The organism is Alphaproteobacteria bacterium HT1-32 (genome assembly GCA_009649675.1).
GTDB lineage: Bacteria > Pseudomonadota > Alphaproteobacteria > Rhodospirillales > HT1-32 > HT1-32.
This window is the reverse complement of record WJPL01000002.1, coordinates 480,849-500,676: the sequence shown is the minus strand read 5'-3', so window position 1 is coordinate 500,676 and position 19,828 is coordinate 480,849. Positions and strand designations below refer to the sequence as shown.

The following is a 19,828-nucleotide window of genomic DNA, read 5'->3' as shown; positions in this document are numbered from 1 at the left end:
GTCCGGATAGCAGTGAAGGCCGAAAATGTCACGCTTCTGAAATGCTGATCGCCCGCCAGACTGCCAGTGCCTGCCGGGTTTCGGCAACATCATGAACCCGCAGAATCTGGACGCCCCGTCCGGCACCAGCCACCGCTGCTGCAAGTGACCCCGGCAGGCGGTCCTTTGCCGTCGGGACATCAGCGACCCGGCCAATAAAACTCTTGCGGGACACGCCGAGTGTCACCGCGCATCCCAGCCCCTGAAACATTGCCATCTGCCGGAGGATCAGAAGGTTATGAGCATCCGTCTTGCCAAAACCGATACCCGGATCGACAGAGATATTTTCCGGCTTCAGTCCGGCCTTCAGACAAACATCCCGGCGCTCGCGGAGAAAATCATAAACATCTGCCGACGCATAGCGGTAATCAGGCTCCTGCTGCATGGTCTGCGGCTGCCCCTGCATATGCATCAGCATGACATTGCACCCCGCTTCAGCCACGACAGAGAGTGCCTTCGGATCATGGGTCAGGGCCGTAACGTCATTCACGACCGTTGCCCCGGCCACAATCGCCGCCGTCATCACACGGGCATTACGGGTATCCACAGAAACCAGAATGCCCTGCGCGGACAAAGCCCGGACAACCGGTTCGATCCGGCGTATTTCCTCATCCTGTGAGACTGGCGCAGCACCGGGCCGGGTTGATTCCCCGCCAACATCGATAATCGACGCCCCCTCCTGCACCAGAGCCAGCCCCCGGGCGATGGCTGCCTCATGATCAAGATAGTCTCCACCATCGGAAAAACTGTCTGGCGTAACGTTGACCACCCCCATCAGCAGGGGCGCATCCGGCGGACAGGGCAAGCCGGCATACGCCTTTGGTACTGTCAGTGCCTCAATCTCTTCCGCGAGGAGTTCATCAACCCGCAGCAGACTTTCAACCGGCCGGTCTCCGTCAAATGTAAGGCAGCGGCAGTGGCTGAACTGCAATGCGCCGCCACCTAACGCCAGAACGCCGGCCCCAGAGGGACCGGCGTTCAGAACAGGATCAAGATATCGTCGCGGGTTCATTCAGACCGCAAAGATCAGCTTCCCGGCTGCGGCGACAGATCGCCGGTACCACCGGAAGGACGTTTCTTGCTGGTCGGAACCGAGGCCCGTTTGCCACGATCCGCATCCGGACCATCATCCGAAGTATCCGGACGATGGATATCCTCACCCCGCAGCAGACGGTCAATTTCGTCACGCGACAGGGTTTCATATTCCAGCAGACCCTTCGCCAGTGCATGAAGCGCATCCAGATGCTCTTCCAGAATACCCCGGCAACGGGTTTCACCTTCTTCAACGAGACGGCGGATTTCTTCATCAATCAGACGCGCTGTAGCATCCGACATGTTCTGCTGCTGTGTGACGGAATGCCCCAGGAAGACCTCTTCCTGATTAACCGCATAGCGGAGCGGGCCAAGCTTCTCCGAATAACCGAACTCGGTCACCATCCGACGACAGATATCGGTTGCCCGGCGAATGTCGTCTGATGCACCCGTCGTGATGTTTTCTTCACCAAAGATCAGTTCCTCAGCAACACGACCACCAAACAGGCTGGTGACCAGCGCGTCCAGTTGCACACGGGACTGGCTGAGCCGGTCACGTTCCGGCAGGAACATGGTTACACCGAGCGCACGTCCACGCGGAATGATCGTGACTTTATGCAGCGGCTCATGGCCCTTCACGTTCAGCATGACAATCGCATGTCCGGCCTCGTGATAGGCAGTCAGGGTTTTCTCTTCTTCCGACATCACCATCGAGCGACGTTCGGAACCCATCATGACCTTGTCTTTGGCTTCCTCGAATTCCTGCATGGTGACAACACGCTTGGACTTCCGTGCCGCCAGCAGCGCCGCTTCATTCACCAGATTGGCGAGATCAGCACCGGAAAAGCCGGGTGTGCCGCGTGCGATGATCTTCGCATCCACGTCGGGCGCCAGCGGCACCTTGCGCATATGCACTTTCAGGATCTGCTCACGACCCAGAATATCCGGGTTCGGCACCGTCACCTGACGGTCAAAGCGGCCCGGACGCAGCAGCGCCGGGTCAAGAACGTCGGGGCGGTTCGTTGCTGCGATCAGAATGACGCCTTCGGTGCTTTCAAAACCATCCATCTCGACAAGCAACTGATTCAGTGTCTGCTCGCGCTCATCATTTCCGCCGCCAAGACCGGCGCCGCGATGGCGGCCAACAGCGTCAATTTCATCGATAAAAATAATGCAGGGAGCGTTTTTCTTGCCCTGTTCAAACATGTCGCGGACACGGCTGGCGCCGACACCGACAAACATTTCCACAAAGTCAGAACCGGAAATTGTGAAGAACGGTACATTCGCCTCACCCGCAATGGCGCGGGCCAGCAGGGTCTTACCAGTACCCGGAGGGCCAACAAGCAGACAGCCTTTCGGAATTTTACCGCCGAGCCGCTGATATTTCTGCGGATCTCGGAGAAACTCGACAATCTCTTCCAGTTCCTGTTTGGCTTCCTCGATACCGGCGACGTCTTCAAAGGTCACCCGGCCTGATTTCTCCGTCAGCAGCTTGGCCTTCGATTTGCCGAAGCCCATCGCCTTGCCGCCACCGCCCTGCATCTGGCGCATGAAGAAAATCCAGACACCGATCAGCAACAGCATCGGGAACCAGGAAATCAGAATCTGGAACAGTGCGGAGGATTCTTCCGGCGGTGCAGCCTTGATTTCCACACCCTTGTCGGTCAGGCGCGTAATCATCGTCGGATCATAAGGCGCATAAGTCCGGAAGGTTTGTCCGGAGGTAAAGCTGCCGGAAATATCATGACCCTGAATGGTCACTTTCCGGACGGTTCCCTGATCAACCGCATCGAGAAACTGAGAGAACGCAATTTCGTTCTGAGCCGGCCTTGTGCCCGATCCCTGGAAAACATTAAACAGCCCAACCAGCAGCAGGCAGATGATCACCCAGAGGGCCAGATTTCTTCCGAACAAAGTGTATCCTTTCTAAGTCGACCGTCTGATGACTGTTTCATCGGTCAATTTGCCAGCAAAACGGCAGGAACGGTAACAGATTAAGACCTGTTGGCCAGTTCTAAGATAGGCGGCAATCGCGGCGGAACAAGCCATCTCGCTAATGGAACCAGTGGATTTCTTGGTACAAACCGCGCTGAAATGCCGGTCAGGCCGTCAGACAACCCGCCACAGGGCACCAGACCAGCGAATTCATCATCCCGATACAATGCCGGCAATCCTCTGACTACAGACAGCGGAATTCCTGTTTCTTCGACAATCGGACGCAGGGAAACAGCCGACTTTCCGGCCGGTCCAACCGACATTTTCCTGTGGCAAAACCCGTCACTGACCTGCAACCGGAACCTGCCATCCCAATCATGCTTCAGCGCATCATTCAGCGAGACGCTTTCTGATCTCTGATACTCCCGTGTGATCAGAATTGTTTCATTGTCCGGTATCAGCAGACAACCACCCAGCGTCATCCTGCCAGTCTCCGGATCAGCCAGCCTATTCCGCAGGCCGGTCACTTTTTCCGCAGGAGGCAGATAGGCACTGCCGGAAACAGTGCGAAGCACATGGGCAATCAGTGAGGCCGACAGATACTCATCATCCGACAGCACTTCACGACGCAGGACAGCAAAGCCCGCCGGTGACAGGCTGAGCTGCTTTGATGCAAGTTCTGCAATCTTCTGATCCCGGCTGATCCGGCTGCTGACATCATCCACACCGGGAGCAACGTCAAGCATGTCCTGTCGCTTCCTGACACGCTCAAACCGCCGGTCCTGATTGCTGGGATCTTCTACCCAATCGGTATTCAGCGCCTTGAGATAGCCCCGCAAATCCTTACCGGACTGCCCGAGAAGCGGTCGCAGCAGCCGCACGCCCTGCTCCAGACGGACTAACGCCATCCCGGCAACACCCGGCCCGGACGGTGCCCGTTCAATCCGCATTGCCTGTGTCTCTGCCTGATCTTCCGCTGTGTGGGCAACCGCGAGATGTAATATTCCGGCCTCACGGCACCAGTTGCTCATCAGATCGTAGCGGGCACGTCGCGCTCTCGCCTGTACCGCTGATGCAACGCCCTCATGCTGCCAGACCAAGACATGGTGTGCGATGCCCTGCCCTGCACAGACTGCTCCGACATGACGAAGTTCATCAATGGCCCCGGCCCGGAGCCGGTGATCGACAGATAAGGCGACGACCGTCCCCCCCCGGAGAGTCGCCCATTCCTGAGCCAGCAGCAACAGGGCAAGACTGTCACCACCTCCCGATACGCCAATCGCAATGACCGGCTGTGGTTCAAACGGACCACAATCCGCCATTGCCGCATCAAAGGCGGCGGAAAGATCCGGCCGCCAGTTCATGACCGGTCAGGTGCAGTTGATACGGCGACGTTCCGTCGCAGCGCGCTGCTTTATTGTTGCTGACGCCGAGGGATAGGCATCTGCAAGCTTCTTGAAGGCTGTACAGGCCTGATCCGTACGACCGATCTCCGCCAGCGACATACCAAGCTTCAACATGTTGTCCGGTGCCTTGGGGCCCGAGTTATAGCTTTTGAACCCTTCGGCAAAAGCAATTGCCGCACGCTCGAAATCGGCACGGGCATAAAAGGTTTCACCCAGCCAGTATTGAGCGTTACCGGCCAGCTTATGCTTTGGATGAGCTTCGACAAACTGGGTGAAGGCATTCGCAGCTTTATCGAACTCTTTGCGTTTCAACAGTTCGAAGGCGAACTCGTACTGTGCTTCCGGCGGGCCGTCAGGCAGCGTTACCGCCTCTGCGAAGGGCTGCATGGAAGCTGCATTACTTGAAGTATCCAGTTGCTCCTGGGTCAGCGTGCCGAGGGTTCCCGGACCCGGCGCCGTTCCGGGCTGTCCGCTATCGGACGGGGCTGTCAGGTTTCCGGCCTGTCCTGACTGGGCCGGACTACCTCCGTTCTCCAGCAGCGACAGACGGTAATCGACATCGGCAACCAGCTTGTCGAGGCGGTCACTGACAGTCGAGATCGCATGGTTCACTTCTTCCACCCGCCCGGTCAGGTTGCGCATTTCCTCTTCCATTTTGGTCAGACGGACTTCAAGCCGGCCGGCAACCGTGGCTGGCAGTGCCTCCGAAACGACAGAGGAGGATGGCGAAGCATTATCAGAGGATGCTGGCACACCATTACGATAGACCTGACGCTGGAGTGCATTCAGATCCTGTTCCATCCGAGTGAGACGGTCCAGCAGGGTCGACAGATCGCTTTGCGACCATGCAGGCGCTGCCATCCCGGCCAGCAGAACCCCGCCCGTCATCATAACTGCCAGAAAGCCACGCATTGTCATCGCTCCGATTTCTTCATCTCAGGTGAAGTACAAGTTTAAAGCTGCATATAGGCAAAAAAAAGGCGCCTGTCCGAACCACTGGCCCGGACAGGCGCCTGATTTTCAAGCGCCTCGCGTTAGGACGCGATTAGCTGGCCGGAACGTTCGACGGAACAGCAACGGAGCGACGATTCTGTGCCCATGCTTCTTCGTTCGAACCCAGCGCAACCGGGCGTTCCTTACCATAGGAAATCGTGCTCACGCGGCCTGCAGAAACGCCCTGGGAAACCAGGTAGTTCTTGGCAGCGTTGGCGCGACGATCACCCAGTGCAAGGTTGTATTCGCGGGTACCGCGTTCGTCAGCATGACCTTCGACGGTGATGTTGACTGACGGATATGCACGCAGCCATGCAGCCTGCTTGTCCAGCGTGTCCTGTGCTGTCGATGACAGGGATGAGCTGTCGGTGTCGAAGTAAACGCGGTCACCCACGTTGACGACGAAATCTTCGAGCGAACCCGGAGTGATTGAACTCTGAACCGGAGCAGCCGGCGAGGTTGTGGTTGAGCCACCGGCACCGGTGTTTGTAGCGCCTGTTTCCGGGTCGCTGCTGCAAGCGGCGACCAGCGTAAGAGCGGCAATAGCACTGATAATACGTAACATGATAGTAGTCTCCCGTACCGGCGAGGCGCCGGATGGTTGTTAATTGCGCGGCAAAGGCGAGTTCTTAATAGCTTCCGCACCGCAACATGGCAATGATAAAGCGCAGAAAACTTGGGATTACCCTTTGTGACGGCGGAATATATATCGAGTTGTCACGGAATCAAGGGGGACCATGCAGGGTCACTGCCCTGTAACGGAGTTGTGACAATACGCTCATTATAGCCCGTAAGATCAATCGAAACGAGTTCTACCTGACCGCCGGATCCGTCCGACTTGCTCCGCTTCTGACGATAGAACATCAGAACCCGGCCATTCGGTGCCCAGGTTGGCCCTTCGACCAGATAAGACTGGGTCAGCAAACGCTCACCACTGCCATCCGGACGCATCACACCGATATAGAACACCCCTTTGGAAAATTTCGTAAAGGCGATCAGGTCACCGCGGGGCGACCAGACCGGCGTCGCATAGCGGCCCTCACCGAAACTGATTCGTTTTACGTTGCTGCCATCCGCATTCATGACATAGAGCTGCTGCGCGCCTCCCCGGTCAGAATTGAAGGTCACGGAAGCGCCGTCCGGAGAATAGGAAGGCGAGGTATCAATGGCCGGGTGATCGGTCAGTCGCCGGACCAGTCGCGAGCGAAGGTCCATCGTGTAAATCTCGGTATTACCGTCCTGGGCCAGCGACATGATGACCTGATTGCCGTCCGGTGAGAATCTCGGGGCAAAGGTCATGCCGGGGAAGTCACCGAGAATTTCCCGGCGCCCCGTATCGATATTGAAGATATAGACCCGGGGCACATTCCGGAAATAAGACAGATAAGTGATTTCCTGCGCGGTCGGCGAGAATCTTGGCGTCAGCACAAGGGCCTGTCCGTCACTCAGGAACTGGTGATTTTCACCATCCTGATCCATGATTGCGAGACGTTTGATACGGGCGTTCAGGGGGCCGGTTTCACTGACATAGACAATCCGGGTGTCGAAATAACCGCTCTCTCCGGTAATCCGTTCATAGATTGCATCGGCAATGATGTGGGCGACACGACGCCAGTTCCCCGGCTCTGTTGTATAGGCCTGGCCGATCATCTGCTGGCTGGCAAAGACATCCCACAGACGAAATTCCACCTTCAGCGATCCGTCCTGCTCTATCTTGACCCGGCCCTGAACAAGGGCCTGCGCATTCAGAGCCCGCCAGTCTGCGAAACGAGGCTGCACATTCAGCGATTCAGCCGTCTGAATGAAGGCTTTCCGGTCAATGGGCTTGAACAGTCCGGACCGGGCAAGATCAGCAGTGATGACAGCCGACATATTCGCACCGGTAAAACTGTCGCGCTCGGTGGAACCGCTGAAATCGGTCACCGCGACCGGCATCGGCTCTACCTGACCGCGGGTGATGTCGATACGCAATTCAGCAATGGCCTGTCCGGCCATCAGCGATAGCGAGACGAGTGACAGAACGAGTAGCCTCATTACGATAACTCCTTTTGGTCTCAGAACATGAGACGCGGATCAAAGGTCAGAACCATGACCTTCCATGTCGCGTATTTTTCCGCTTTCAGCGGGAACTTCTTACAATTCGGATGACGAACGGCACGGAACGCTGCCTCAGCAGCGGAACGATAAAATCCGTCATTCATCTGGCGCAGCGTCGCCGCTGTATATTCCGCCCGTGCAACCGTCGCGTCCGGATTCATGAAAACACGTACCTCAACGCTCAGGTTCTCGGCCTCCTTGGCGCCAGGCTGAATATTCCAGCACTTCGCCACATGCTGCCGCACCAGATCGATTTCGGTAGCCGACAGCCGTTCGTCAATGTTCGGCGCCTTGTTTTGAGACGATGACGTACTCTGACTGGCCGTCTTAGGTTCGTCCTTACGCTGCTCTACCTTCTTTTCGAGATCCTCGACAGTCTTCAGAACCGACAGGAAGTCATCTTCCGGCTTCTTCTTGGGTTTTTCGTCACGAACCGTCGCCGTTTGTGTTTTCGGCTTTGGCTCAGCCTTCGGTGGCTCCGGCTTGGCCCGCGGTTCCGGCTTTGGCTCGGGCTCGGGCTTGGGTTCCGGCTTCGGCTCAGGTTTGGGTTCCGGCTTGGGTTCCGGCTTGGGTTCTGGAACTGGCTCCGGTTTCGGTTCCGGAACTGGCTCCGGCTTCGGTTCCGGGGCGGGCTCCGGCTTGGGTTCCGGAGCTGGCTCGGGTTCAGGTGCCGGCGGCTCTGGAACGGGTTCTGGAACTGGCGTCGGCGCAGGTGCCGGAGCAGGTGCAGGCGGCGGAGTTGGAGCCGGGGTCGGTTCCGGCTTGGGTTCTTCGACCGGAGGCGCAGGCGGTTCCGGTGCCGAAGCAAGATCGCTCAATTCAACAATCTCGACGACAATCGGCTGATCCTCAAGAATACGCGGCTGCGATATCAGGGGGACGATGAACAGCAGCAGAACTGCTACACCAGCGTGAAAGATCAGCGAAAGGAGGAGACCGGCGGGCATTGCGGTAACTCAGTTAGCGCCTTCGCGCGGCAGGGTCACCAGCGCGACCTTCGTGAAGCCCGCAGCATTGATCATACCCATGACTTCCATGACCTTGCCGTAACTTACCCTTGAATCACCCCGGACAAAAATTCTGGTGTCGGCCTTGTTGTCGGTAATCGCCCGCAACCGGGCAATGACAACATCAGCCGGCACTTCTGTTTCCTGAATGAACAGCTGCCCGCCTTCCTGAACGCTGACCACAAGTGGTTCAACATTCTCGACAATGGGGCGGGCTTCCGTTTTTGGCAGATCAACCTGTACACCAACTGTCAGCAAAGGAGCCGCAACCATGAAGACGATCAGCAGCACCAGCATGACATCGACAAACGGTGTCACATTGATCTCGCTCATCGGCTTATAAGCGCGCCCTCGTCCCCGGGACGAGGTATTGCGCGGTTGCAGCGATCCGGCCATATCTCAGCTCCCTTCGTCAAGCTGACGCGACAGGATCGATGAGAACTCCGCCGAGAAATTGTCCAGCCGGTTCGCATAGCGACCGAGATCAGCAGACAGCTTGTTATAGGCAAGCACCGCCGGAATAGCGGCTACCAGTCCGAGAGCCGTGGCAAACAAGGCCTCGGCGATACCCGGAGCAACAACAGCCAGTGAGGTGTTTTTCGACAGCGCGATTGCCTGAAAGCTGTTCATGATGCCCCAGACCGTACCAAACAGGCCAACGAACGGCGCGACCGACCCGACCGAAGCCAGAAAGGTCATGTATTTCTCCAGGCGCTCCATTTCCCGTCCCAGGGTGACCTGCATGACCCGCTCAATACGCTGCTGCAATCCGCCCCGCATCATATCGGACGACCCGTTCCGTGATGCACCGCGTCGCCATTCCCGCATGGCGGAGGCAAACATCGCGGACATCGGGTCAGCCGGATTGTTGCCAATACGGTCAAACAGGTCTTCCAGCGAGCCACCCGACCAGAAGCTGTCTTCAAACTTGTCACTGCGACGATTGACCCGCCGGATGCGGAAGACCTTGTCGAAGATGATCGCCCAGCACCAGACCGAGGCAAATGCCAGCACCAGCATGACCGCCTGAACAACGATATCCGCCCGCAGGATCAGCGATAAGATCGACAGGTCCGACGCATCGAAGGAGCCGTCCAGCGTGGTCGTTTCAACAGTGGTTTGATCCATATTATCTTCCTTCAGCCGCTTGTCGTCAGTTCGCCCCAGATTGTCCGGAGCCGTTCGGGAATACGTTTTGGTCGTCCATCACGATCTATACAGGCAAGCGTTACCGAGATGCGAACGAGGTCATCAACGTCCCGGCGAATGATCTGTTCCGCCTTCATTCTGGCTCCGCTTACCGAGCTCACTTCTGTCCAGACCGTCAGTTCATCGTCCAGTAACGCCGGTTTCAGGTAATCTGCCTCGCATCGCCGGACGGCAAAAAGAACACCTTCCGTCGTCTCCAGTGTCCGGTGGTCAGTACCGACCGATCGCAGCATTTCGGTTCGTCCACGTTCAGCAAACTTCAGATAGTTAGCGTAATAGACAATGCCTGCTGCATCCGTGTCCTCATAGTACACACGAAGCGGCAAAACATGGCACCGGCCAACAAATTGTCCATGGCCCATCATGTCCGCTCCTTCGGTCCGGGTCGTCCGGTTAATATCCACACTGCTCCTGAATTGACCAGCCCTGCACCACACAGCACTGGCGATGAAGGCGCGTTTTCGGGGGTCCCTGTGTCTTTTCTAGGGCAACCGGGGAAATATTTACGGAATTCGCAGGACAATCGCTCAGAACGCCAGAACTTTCTCCAGATCGATATCGTCGATCATTTCCGGATTCATGAATTTACGGGCATAATCGAGATAAACACCCGACTCGATGAACAGCCTGAACAGTTCCGGGTCGATATGCTTGTCGCCAACCATGAAGCCCATGATGCGGATGGCTTCCGACAGGGTCTTGCCCTTTTTATAGGGCCGGTCGGTTGCTGTCAGTGCCTCAAAGATATCAGCAATCGCCATCATCCGGGCAACCGGCGACATTTCTTCAGCCGTCAGTTGTTTCGGGTAACCTGTTCCATCCATCTTTTCATGATGGCCGCCGGCAATCTCCGATACGTTACGGAGATGTCGCGGGAATGGCAGTTCATCAAGCATCTTGATGGTCTGGACGATATGCTCGTTAATCTTGTAGCGATCTTCTTCCGTAAGCGTACCGCGGCGGATAACCAGATTGTGGATCTCACCCCGGTCATAAAGCAATTCCGGTACTTCGAGCTTGAACCCCCAGGGGTTATCCGGTGACAGCTTCTGCGAGTCCGGGCGTTCAAAACGATGATGCGCCCTGTCTGCAAGGAGCGGCTCGACAACCGGCAACGCCCTGGCCTCTTCTCGTTCCATGCGGAGCAACTCTTCCTGAGCCACACCAAGACGATCATCAAGTGTACGTGTCCAGGTCTTCCCCGCCAGTTCATGAATGCGGGCAATCTTGTCGTCTGACATGAATTCACCACCGATATTGCAATCGGCAATGAAGGCAAAGTCATCGTCAAGCTGGGCCAGTTCTGCTTCGAAGGCGGTCCGGCGTTCATCACTGGCGCCATTCTCCAGCACATCGCGGAGATAACTGATTTCAGCCTCACGCTTCATCACCTCGACCCGCATTCTGACTTCATGAATACGGTCGAAGATGGTTTCCAGTTTTGTCGCCTTATCGACCACAAATTCAGGCGTCGTCACCTTGCCACAATCATGCAGCCAGGAAGCCACATGAATGGCTTCCCAGTCATCGGACGACAGATGGAAATCCGCGTATGGGCCGGATGTTGAACGGTCTGCCGCCGCTGCCAGCATTTTCGTCAGTTCAGGAACCCGCTCGCAATGCCCGCCGGTATAGGGGGACTTCGCATCAATCGCGCCGGCAATAAGTTGCAGGAAGCTTTCAAACAACTGTTTCTGTGCGGCGATCAATTGACGGGCTTCGACTGAGATTGCAGCAGAACCGGACAAGGCTTCGGTAAACCTCACCAGCGCCAGATCCATGATCTCATCAGTTTCCATCAGCAGGATAACACCGACAAGTTCATGCGACCGGTTGAACAATGGCGCACCGAGCAGATTTCGGGGCGCTTCTTCCATTTCCCCGATTGCGCCAGCAATGCCGAGATTCTTGATTTCTTCCGGTGTTGCCACAGCGCCGAGGGCAAATTCATCAACAATCGCCCGTATCATCAGATTGTCAGGACCAACCAGGGAGACCTCCGGCACCATCGCATCAAGCGGGCGTCGCTCATCCCGCCTTATGGCATGGGGAACCAGATACTTACCATTATCACTGGTCAGATAGAGAATTCCTGCCTCGGTCTTGGTTGTCGCGATAATCTCGTCCAGCAGTCGTTCCAGCAGCTTGTCGAAATCCTCTTCTGCGGCAATTGCCGTCGAGATATCGAGAAACTTCCGGATCGTCTCTTTCATGCTGTCAATTGCGACAGACAGCTCATCGATTTCGATTATGTGGGTTTCGTCCGGTTCAGAGGCGGAGAAATCAAACCGCCGGATCGACTGAACGTCGCGGGCCAGTGTCGCGAGAGGCTTCGCGATATATCCGGCGACCATCACCGTTATCGCAATACTTATCAGCAGAATCACCGCGATATATCCTGCCGCCCTGAAAGCAGCCCGGTTTACCTCCGCATAAAGGTCCTTGTCCGAGACAGCCATCAACAGGCGGTAGTCTTCCGACCCCTCCACAGTAACCGGCACCACGAGCCCCCGATAAGCTTCACCTTCCACTTTGAAGGCAAAAATATCGTCGGTCTTTCCCTGTTCCGAATTCAGGACCTGCTTCAGAACCTTGTTCTCCGGCGAATCAATATCCGCAAGGATCAGTCTGGACGGATCCTGTTTATCAACCATTGCCAGACGGGTCGGGTCCGCATGTGCAATGAGCCGGTTCTTGTCATCAATCAGGGCAATATCGGTCCCCGGAACCGGCAACAGGCTGGCCAGCCAGTCACTGAGCGACTGGAGTGTAATATCCACCCCGGTAACGGCTTCGCCACGGTTACCCCGTGCCAGCGTCGTGCCGACATCCTTGGTCGTGAAGAAGATATAGGGAGCTGTCTTGATCTGCTTGCCACTGCGGTAAGCCTGCTGAAACCAGGGCCGCTTACGGGGGTCATAGGTCGTATAACCTTCGACCACGCGCCGGCTGATTTCCCGATAGCGGGCGTCATAGAAAATGAACACACCTTCTTCAAAGCCCCCCTCTTCACGCTCAATCGCCTGGATTACGTACTGGGTATCAGCCGAAGCCTTGAAGCGCTCGCGGTCAGCATCTGTCGCCATCCGGCGAACCAGCATGAAATCGCCATCGGGATACCCGATAAATACGGATGCCAGTGTCGGGTTAAGATCAAGATATCTCGCAAGGCGGCGACGATATCCGAGACGGTCCTGCAATGTCATTGCGGTCATGACCGGGTTTCGGCTGACAAGTTCTACCGCCAGTTCTGCCGGACGGAAGATATCACTCACCTTGACCGTGATCGCCTTGTTTGCCGCGGCAAAGGCTTTTTCAGCCAGTCGTGCCTGCTGTTCGCGATTTTCAAAATACTGCACAACGCCAAGCGTGACGCCAACTGCGACGACAAGAGAGACAAAGATAACAGAAAGATGTACCGCGATACGCTTGCTTCGTCTGATCAACAAACGTCCCCCCACTATCGTCTCCCTCAAGAAAACCTGACCCTGACCAGGGTCGTTACAATATCAGGCAGCTAATTCGCCACAGGCGGGACGCGAACACATGTCCCCGACACCTTGTTAAAGGTTCCGCAGGACACCGGGGCGCGCCAGTCAGCGACAAGTTCCCGGGATATGTCGAGATAGTCTGACCAGGCATCTCCGGGCAACAGGTCAGGGCTGCGCCATACAATCCTGAACTGTCCCTCGCTGTTGATTTCCCCGACCATCGCCGGACGCGTAATGTGATGATTGGGCAACATTTCAGCCATCCCGCCGCTCAGATTGGGCACCCTGATACCGACCATCTTGTCGATGACCTGATCAACATCCACTGACCCGGCCTGACGCACAGCCTCAACCCACATGTTGAAGCCGATATAATGCGCCTCCATCGGATCATTTGTCGCCCGGTACTCATCGCCCAGATAGTCATGCCACTGCTTCAGGAATGCCTGATTGGCCGGATGATCAATCGACTGAAAATATCCCCAGGCAACCAGATGTCCTTCAACCCCGGTTGCATCGACACCCGACAGCTCTTCTTCGCTGACGCTGAAGGAGACAACCGGGATGTCAGCTCCGTCGACCCCCTGTTGCGCAAGTTCGCGATAAAAAGCCAGATTGGCCTCACCGTTGATGGTCGAAATAACTGCGCTGCGGGCACCCTGCCGCCCGAAAAGTTTTATCTCGTTGACCAGTCCGGGCCAGTCTTTGAAATTCCACGGAATATAGCGGATTTCAATATCCTCTTCCGGGACTTCGTTGAGTTCCAGATAAGCTTTCAGAATATTGTTGGTTACCCGTGGATACACATAATCGTTTCCGACCAGATACCATCGCGTCACCTTATCGACGTTCATCAGGTACTCGACAGCCGGAATGGCCTGCTGGTTCGGGGTGGCACCGGTATAGAAGACATTACGCTCACTCTCCTGCCCCTCATACTGAACAGGATAGAACAGAAGTCCGTTATTCTTGCGCAGAACAGGCAGCATTGCCTTGCGGGAGGCCGATGTCCATCCACCGAAAACTGCGGCGACATCGCGCTTTTCAAGCATCTGCTGCAACTTCCGGGCAAATGTTCTGGGATCAGAAGCAGGGTCCAGAACCACCGGCTCAATCTGTTTGCCGAGCAAACCGCCATTCCGGTTCTGCTGATCAATCAGCATCAGCATGACATCACGGGGGGAACTCTCGCTGATCGACAGGGGGCCGGTCAGAGAATGCAGAATCCCGACCTTGATCACATCCTCAGCTTTTGCCGGTGAAGTAGCGCTGAAACCACCTAATACTGCTGAAATCGACAGTGTCAGCGTTACAGCTAATACAGCTGCTTTTCTCATGATGACGCCCTTTATACCCACACCGTTCTAAGATTAAACGACCTCCCGTGTCCAGAGTAATTCCGGGAAGGAAAACAACTCTATCATTTGATTTCCTGGCCCTGACCAGCAACAAAAGTCGCGTTCAGCCCAGACAGGCCCCGCCTTCAGGCTTCCCCGGAATCCGACAACAAATCGAACTGCGGTGTCTCGCGGGAGGGGGCCAGCATACCAAGATGCCGGTATCCGGCGTCAGCAACCATGCGCCCCCGGGGGGTCCGCATCAGAAAGCCCTGCTGGATCAGGAAAGGTTCGATCACGTCTTCGATCGTGTCACGCTGCTCGGACAATGCGGCGGCCATTGTATCGACCCCAACCGGCCCGCCACCATAATTCTCAATGATGCATCCGAGATAGCGCCGGTCCATATTATCCAGACCGCGGGCATCGACTTCCAGCCGGTTCAGGGCTGCATCGGCACGTTCCGCATCGACACTGCCCGCCTCACCCACTGCCGCAAAATCCCGGACCCGGCGTAACAGACGCCCGGCAACGCGGGGCGTACCTCGTGAGCGCCGGGCGATCTCCATTGCACCGTCTTCCAGCAGATCAAAACCCAGAACCCGGGCGCCACGGGCAACAATTTTCTGCAATTCTTCGGGCTTGTAGAAATCCAGCCGCAGAGGAATCCCGAAGCGTTCCCGCAATGGCGTCGTCAGCAATCCGGACCGGGTCGTGGCACCGACCAGCGTAAAAGGCTGCAAATCAATACGGACAGATCGCGCCGCCGGGCCTTCGCCGATAATCAGATCGAGCTGGAAGTCCTCCATTGCGGAATACAGCACTTCTTCGATTGCCGGATTAAGCCGGTGTATTTCATCCACGAACAGGACGTCGCGGGCTTCAAGATTGGTCAGCAGCGCCGCCATATCTCCTGTCTTGGCAATGACCGGACCTGAAGTGGCGCGAAAATTCACCCCAAGTTCACGGGCGACAATCTGCGCCAGCGTCGTCTTGCCCAACCCCGGCGGACCATGAAACAGCACATGATCCATTGCCTCACCCCGGCCCCGCGCAGCCTCAATGAAGATCTTCAGATTCTCGCGCAGTTGCTGCTGGCCGATAAATTCTGTGAGCTGAAGCGGCCGAAGCGATGAATCCAGATCTTCCGTCTGCTGATCACCTGCGACCAGACGTTCCTCGCTCATGCACTCAGTTCCTTCAGCGCGCCGCGGATGATCGCCTGTACACCCGCAGCCTCGGCATCCCCCAGTTGTGTGACAACCGTCGAGACAGCCCGCAACGCATCCGCACGCCGGTAGCCGAGATTGACCAGCGCCGACATGGCATCCTGTGCGGCAGAGCCGGCAACGGATGCCGAAGCTTCTGCACCGGTGCTTTGTGGTGCCAGTGCGAAATCCATACCGCCGATCTTGTCTTTCAATTCACCAATGATCCGCCCGGCCAGCTTCGGACCGACACCAGAGACCGGCTTGAAGGCTGCCGCATCCCCCGCCGCAATCGCGTGAACCAGCGCATCCGCATTCATGGAGGACTGAATGGCCAGCGCCACCTTCTGCCCGACGCCCTGAATACTGCAGAGACGCCGGAACCAGTCCCGTTCCAGAGCCGACAGAAAACCGAACAGGTGAATACGGTCTTCCCGAACCACCGTTTCCACGGCAACAGTTACGGGATCACCAACCGGCGGCATCTTGCTCAGGGTGCTGGTTGAACAGAACACCTGATAGCCGACGCCACCGACATCAATGACCGCATGATCTTCTGCAATCATTGCAAGGGTACCGCGTAACTGAGCTATCATCGCGCAGCCTCCACCAGTTTGATCCGGTCACGATGATGGGAATGACAGATGGCAACCGCAAGCGCGTCGGCCGCATCCGCATTTTCAAAGCTGACACCGGGCAACAGGGTCGAGACCATCATCTGAATCTGCGCCTTGTCGGCATGGCCGACACCAACGACCGACTTCTTCACCAGATTGGCCGCATATTCCGCGATCGGCAGTCCGGCCAGCGCCGGCGCCAGCAGGACCACACCCCGCGCCTGCCCCAGCTTCAGGGTTGAAGACGGATTTTTATTCACGAAGGTTTCCTCTACCGCTGCCTCATCCGGCTGATAAAGATTCAGCACATCCTGCAACCCCTCATGCAACTGGCGCAAACGATCAGCCATTGCATATTTGCCATTCGTTCTGATCACCCCATTGGCAATATGGGTCAGCCGGTTCCCCGTGACATCAATCACTCCCCAGCCGGTGTTTTGCAGACCCGGGTCCAGCCCCAGAAGTCGTCGGCGGGGTTGCATGAGATCAGGCGCTCAACTGCGCCAGAACATCATCATCGATATCGTAATTAGCAGCGACAAACTGAACATCATCATTCTCGTCCAGAATATCCAGCAGCTTCATCAGGGTCTCGGCCTTCTCCGCATCAACGGCAATCAAAGTCTGCGGCTTCCAGGCCAGACGGGCGCTTTCTGCTTCACCGAACTGCTGTTCCAGACCGTCGCGAACCACGTTCAGGTCATTCACCTCGCAGATGATCGTATGACCGTCTTCGCCGGATTCGACATCGCTGGCGCCAGCTTCAAGAGCCCCTTCGAAAATTGCTTCGGATGACCCCGCATCAGCCGGATAGCGAACTTCACCAATCCGGTCGAACATGAAGCTGACAGAGTTTGTTTCTCCCAGACTACCGCCAAACTTGTTGAATGCAGCCCGGACTTCGGAGGCAGTCCGGTTCCGGTTATCGGTCAGGGCATCAACGATAATCGCGATACCCCCCGGCCCATAACCTTCATAGCGAACTTCATCGAAGTTGGCGTCGTCATCTCCGCCGAGGCCTTTCTTCACCGCCCGTTCAATATTGTCTTTCGGCATATTGTTGGAGCGCGCCGTTGCCATTGCAGAACGCAGACGGGGATTAGAGCCGGGGTCTTCACCACCAAGTTTCGCCGCCACGGTAATTTCCCGCGCCAGCTTGGCAAACAGACGGGCACGTTTTTTGTCCTGCGCACCCTTGCGGAACATGATGTTCTTGAATTGTGAATGGCCAGCCATGTCGTCTCCGGTAACTAGAAGCTGATTATGATTACAGAGCCCACCTTCACGTCATGCGATGAGGCAGCATATCCGGATAGTGTAGGCATCGCCGGTTGAGTCGCAAGATCAGCAGCAGAACGCAACGATTTTCTGCGCCGTATCGGGCGGTTATCAGCGCAGCTTTCACATTCCGGTTTCGTAAAGTTGATTTCACTTGTCGCCTCGCCTGAGGACTTATGAGGCTCCGGCTTCCGACAAAGGCATAGCGAGGTCCATCCCGTACAATCATGATCGACACCACCAAAAGGCATACCGACATATCACACCAGCCAACGAACTGGGCGATACAGATTCACCGGTGTCAGCAGATTATCCGCAGCACCCTTGCCTGGAGAATAACTGCGGTACTGTTCGTCGTTATTGTTCTGGTTGAGACCGCAATAATCGTACCTTCCTCGCTCCAGTTCCGGGCAGATCTGGTGAACCGCTCCGTGGAGACTGCCCTTATTGCCGCAGGTCTCATCGCCCCGAACTCTCCGGCTGAACAGAAGGGGTATGAGGCGGCACTGGCCCTGTCCCGCCTGCGCCAGATCGATGGTGTTGTCGGCCTGTCCATGATCGGACTACCGATGGGGAAAGAATATGTTGCGGGCGAGCCCGTCGAGATGAGCCTTCTTGGCCTGCCCTATACCGGCTTCACTGACTACAGACCGCAAGATGCAAGCCGTTATGAAATCGCCCGGCGCGTCTCAACAGCAGCTGGCGATTTTGCCGTGGCCATCCGACTCGACACGACCTGGATAGACACGGAAGTTACTGCCTATGTCTGGCGAATTGCCGGTCTGGTCCTGCTGATATCGGCCTGCGTCAGCCTGACCACTCTGGCACTGGTTGGCGGATGGGTCATTCGCCCGCTGTTTCGTATTCGCAACGCCCTCACAGCCGCCAGCCGGGACCCGGCCAACGCCATGAACTACCGGCTGGGAGAAACCGGCAATGACGAGGTGGGTGAGACATATACCGCTATCGACAGGCTGCTGTTTGAAGTCTCGCGCAATTACAAGGAACAGCTGGCCACCCTCGGTGCGATTGCCCGGGAGACAAGTGATGGCATTGCGTCCTATGGACCGGACGGCACGCTCACCTTCGCGAATGCGGCCTGCCTGCGGCTTTGTCATGCCTCAACACTGAAACAGCTCGTATCAGAAAGAAAACCCCTGTTCAGGTTTCCCGGGGCTGAAGCCATTCACATCAGTCAGCTCGCCCCTGGCGAAGAATTATCCGGTCAGGCAATGCTGTCCGGTATAAACGGCGTGATCACCCCCTGCCTGATCAGTTCCCGCGTTCTGACAGATGAAACCGGCAATGTTTTACAGAAATTTGCCATTTTCCGGGATATCACTGAAATCCGGCAGGCCAGCAAGCAGCTGGAATACAAGAACATGCAGCTTGAAGCGGCAGACCGGAACAAGTCGGAGTTTCTTGCCAACGTCAGTCATGAGCTGCGCACGCCCCTGAATGCGATCATCGGTTTTTCAAATATCATGCGCGATGAAATGTTCGGGAAGATCGAGAACAGCCAGTATCGGGATTATATTCAGGACATCCATAACAGCGGGGAACATCTGCTTCAGGTCATCAATGCCCTGCTGGACCTGCGCAAGGTCGAGGCCGGAGAACTGGAGCTCACGCCAGAGGCAGTTCGTCTCGATGATCTGTTGCATGATACCCGGCGCATGATTGCGCCGGTCGTCCAGCAGCATGGCCATTCGATCCTGCTGGACCTGCCCAGCAAACCCGTAACGCTGCTGATCGACCGTCAGAAAATGCGGCAGGTGCTGCTCAACCTGATCAGCAATGCTGCGAAATTTTCACCGTCTCCCGACGACATTCGGGTCAGTGCAACGGTAAACCCGTCGGCTGGAGTGACAATTTCTGTAACAGATCACGGCATCGGCATGACCGAAGAAGAAATCAGAATTGCCATGACCAGCTTTGGTCAGGTTGACAGCGGTCTGAATCGCCGGTTTGAGGGTATTGGCCTTGGTCTGCCGCTGTCACTGGCTCTGACTGAACTGCATGGCGGCGCACTGAGGCTGTCTTCCATACCCGGCAAAGAAACCGTTGCCACGATCCACCTGCCGCCGGACTGCATCATGACAGATTCCGGACACCGGCCAGAAATATCAGCTTCTGCCAAAGAGTAACCGCACCCCCGCAAAGCAGAAAATAAAGACCC

At 56.5% G+C, this 19,828-nt stretch carries 16 protein-coding genes and 1 pseudogene; 1 reads left to right on the top strand and 16 read right to left on the bottom strand.

Annotation, left to right across the window (positions count from 1 at the left end):
* Positions 1 to 28: 28 nt before the first annotated feature.
* From folP to GH722_13720, 16 genes and pseudogenes are all read right to left on the bottom strand, one after another.
* Positions 29 to 1,051 carry a dihydropteroate synthase gene (gene folP, locus GH722_13795; protein ID MRG72835.1) on the bottom strand — a complete coding sequence of 341 codons (1,023 nt, stop codon included), beginning with the start codon at positions 1,049 to 1,051 and terminating at the stop codon, positions 29 to 31.
* A 14-nt stretch (positions 1,052 to 1,065) separates the two neighbouring features.
* Complete coding sequence (gene hflB, locus GH722_13790) at positions 1,066 to 2,985, bottom strand: ATP-dependent zinc metalloprotease FtsH (protein MRG72834.1); 1,920 nt, start codon at positions 2,983 to 2,985, stop codon at positions 1,066 to 1,068.
* Between the two features lie 80 nt (positions 2,986 to 3,065).
* Positions 3,066 to 4,370: a tRNA lysidine(34) synthetase TilS gene (gene tilS / locus GH722_13785; GenBank protein MRG72833.1), complete on the bottom strand. Its 1,305-nt coding sequence runs from the start codon at positions 4,368 to 4,370 to the stop codon at positions 3,066 to 3,068.
* Positions 4,371 to 4,376: 6 nt separating this feature from the next.
* Positions 4,377 to 5,330: a tol-pal system protein YbgF gene (ybgF, locus tag GH722_13780; protein ID MRG72832.1), complete on the bottom strand. Its 954-nt coding sequence runs from the start codon at positions 5,328 to 5,330 to the stop codon at positions 4,377 to 4,379.
* A gap of 127 nt (positions 5,331 to 5,457) precedes the next feature.
* Positions 5,458 to 5,970 (bottom strand): peptidoglycan-associated lipoprotein Pal, encoded by a 513-nt coding sequence (gene pal / locus GH722_13775; GenBank protein ID MRG72831.1) that lies wholly within the window; start codon positions 5,968 to 5,970, stop codon positions 5,458 to 5,460.
* A gap of 152 nt (positions 5,971 to 6,122) precedes the next feature.
* A complete protein-coding gene (gene tolB / locus GH722_13770; GenBank protein ID MRG72830.1) occupies positions 6,123 to 7,439 on the bottom strand; it encodes a Tol-Pal system protein TolB in 1,317 nt (438 codons plus the stop codon).
* A 464-nt stretch (positions 7,440 to 7,903) separates the two neighbouring features.
* A pseudogene (locus GH722_13765) lies at positions 7,904 to 8,233 on the bottom strand (cell surface-anchored protein).
* Positions 8,234 to 8,458: 225 nt separating this feature from the next.
* Entirely contained in the window at positions 8,459 to 8,842 is a 384-nt protein-coding gene (tolR, locus tag GH722_13760; GenBank protein MRG72829.1) for a protein TolR, read from the bottom strand.
* Positions 8,843 to 8,908: 66 nt separating this feature from the next.
* The gene (gene tolQ, locus GH722_13755) at positions 8,909 to 9,637 is read right to left on the bottom strand and encodes a protein TolQ (GenBank protein ID MRG72828.1); all 729 of its coding nucleotides are present in this window, start codon (positions 9,635 to 9,637) and stop codon (positions 8,909 to 8,911) included.
* Positions 9,638 to 9,648: 11 nt separating this feature from the next.
* Positions 9,649 to 10,080, bottom strand: a complete 432-nt coding sequence (gene ybgC, locus GH722_13750; GenBank protein ID MRG72827.1) for a tol-pal system-associated acyl-CoA thioesterase — start codon at positions 10,078 to 10,080, stop codon at positions 9,649 to 9,651.
* A gap of 165 nt (positions 10,081 to 10,245) precedes the next feature.
* A complete protein-coding gene (locus tag GH722_13745) occupies positions 10,246 to 13,164 on the bottom strand; it encodes an HD domain-containing protein (GenBank protein MRG72826.1) in 2,919 nt (972 codons plus the stop codon).
* 71 nt (positions 13,165 to 13,235) lie between these two features.
* Positions 13,236 to 14,546, bottom strand: a complete 1,311-nt coding sequence (locus tag GH722_13740; protein ID MRG72825.1) for a transporter substrate-binding protein — start codon at positions 14,544 to 14,546, stop codon at positions 13,236 to 13,238.
* Positions 14,547 to 14,692: 146 nt separating this feature from the next.
* Complete coding sequence (gene ruvB, locus GH722_13735; GenBank protein ID MRG72824.1) at positions 14,693 to 15,733, bottom strand: Holliday junction branch migration DNA helicase RuvB; 1,041 nt, start codon at positions 15,731 to 15,733, stop codon at positions 14,693 to 14,695.
* Positions 15,730 to 16,350: a Holliday junction branch migration protein RuvA gene (ruvA, locus tag GH722_13730; protein ID MRG72823.1), complete on the bottom strand. Its 621-nt coding sequence runs from the start codon at positions 16,348 to 16,350 to the stop codon at positions 15,730 to 15,732. Before ruvA ends, ruvB begins: the two co-directional genes overlap by 4 nt.
* The gene (gene ruvC, locus GH722_13725) at positions 16,347 to 16,853 is read right to left on the bottom strand and encodes a crossover junction endodeoxyribonuclease RuvC (GenBank protein MRG72822.1); all 507 of its coding nucleotides are present in this window, start codon (positions 16,851 to 16,853) and stop codon (positions 16,347 to 16,349) included. Before ruvC ends, ruvA begins: the two co-directional genes overlap by 4 nt.
* Positions 16,854 to 16,857: 4 nt before the next feature.
* The gene (locus GH722_13720; GenBank protein MRG72821.1) at positions 16,858 to 17,607 is read right to left on the bottom strand and encodes a YebC/PmpR family DNA-binding transcriptional regulator; all 750 of its coding nucleotides are present in this window, start codon (positions 17,605 to 17,607) and stop codon (positions 16,858 to 16,860) included.
* Positions 17,608 to 17,876: 269 nt separating this feature from the next.
* Here GH722_13720 and GH722_13715 point away from each other — a divergent pair, with 269 nt between their 5' ends.
* Complete coding sequence (locus GH722_13715) at positions 17,877 to 19,796, top strand: hypothetical protein (GenBank protein ID MRG72820.1); 1,920 nt, start codon at positions 17,877 to 17,879, stop codon at positions 19,794 to 19,796.
* Positions 19,797 to 19,828 lie beyond the last annotated feature (32 nt).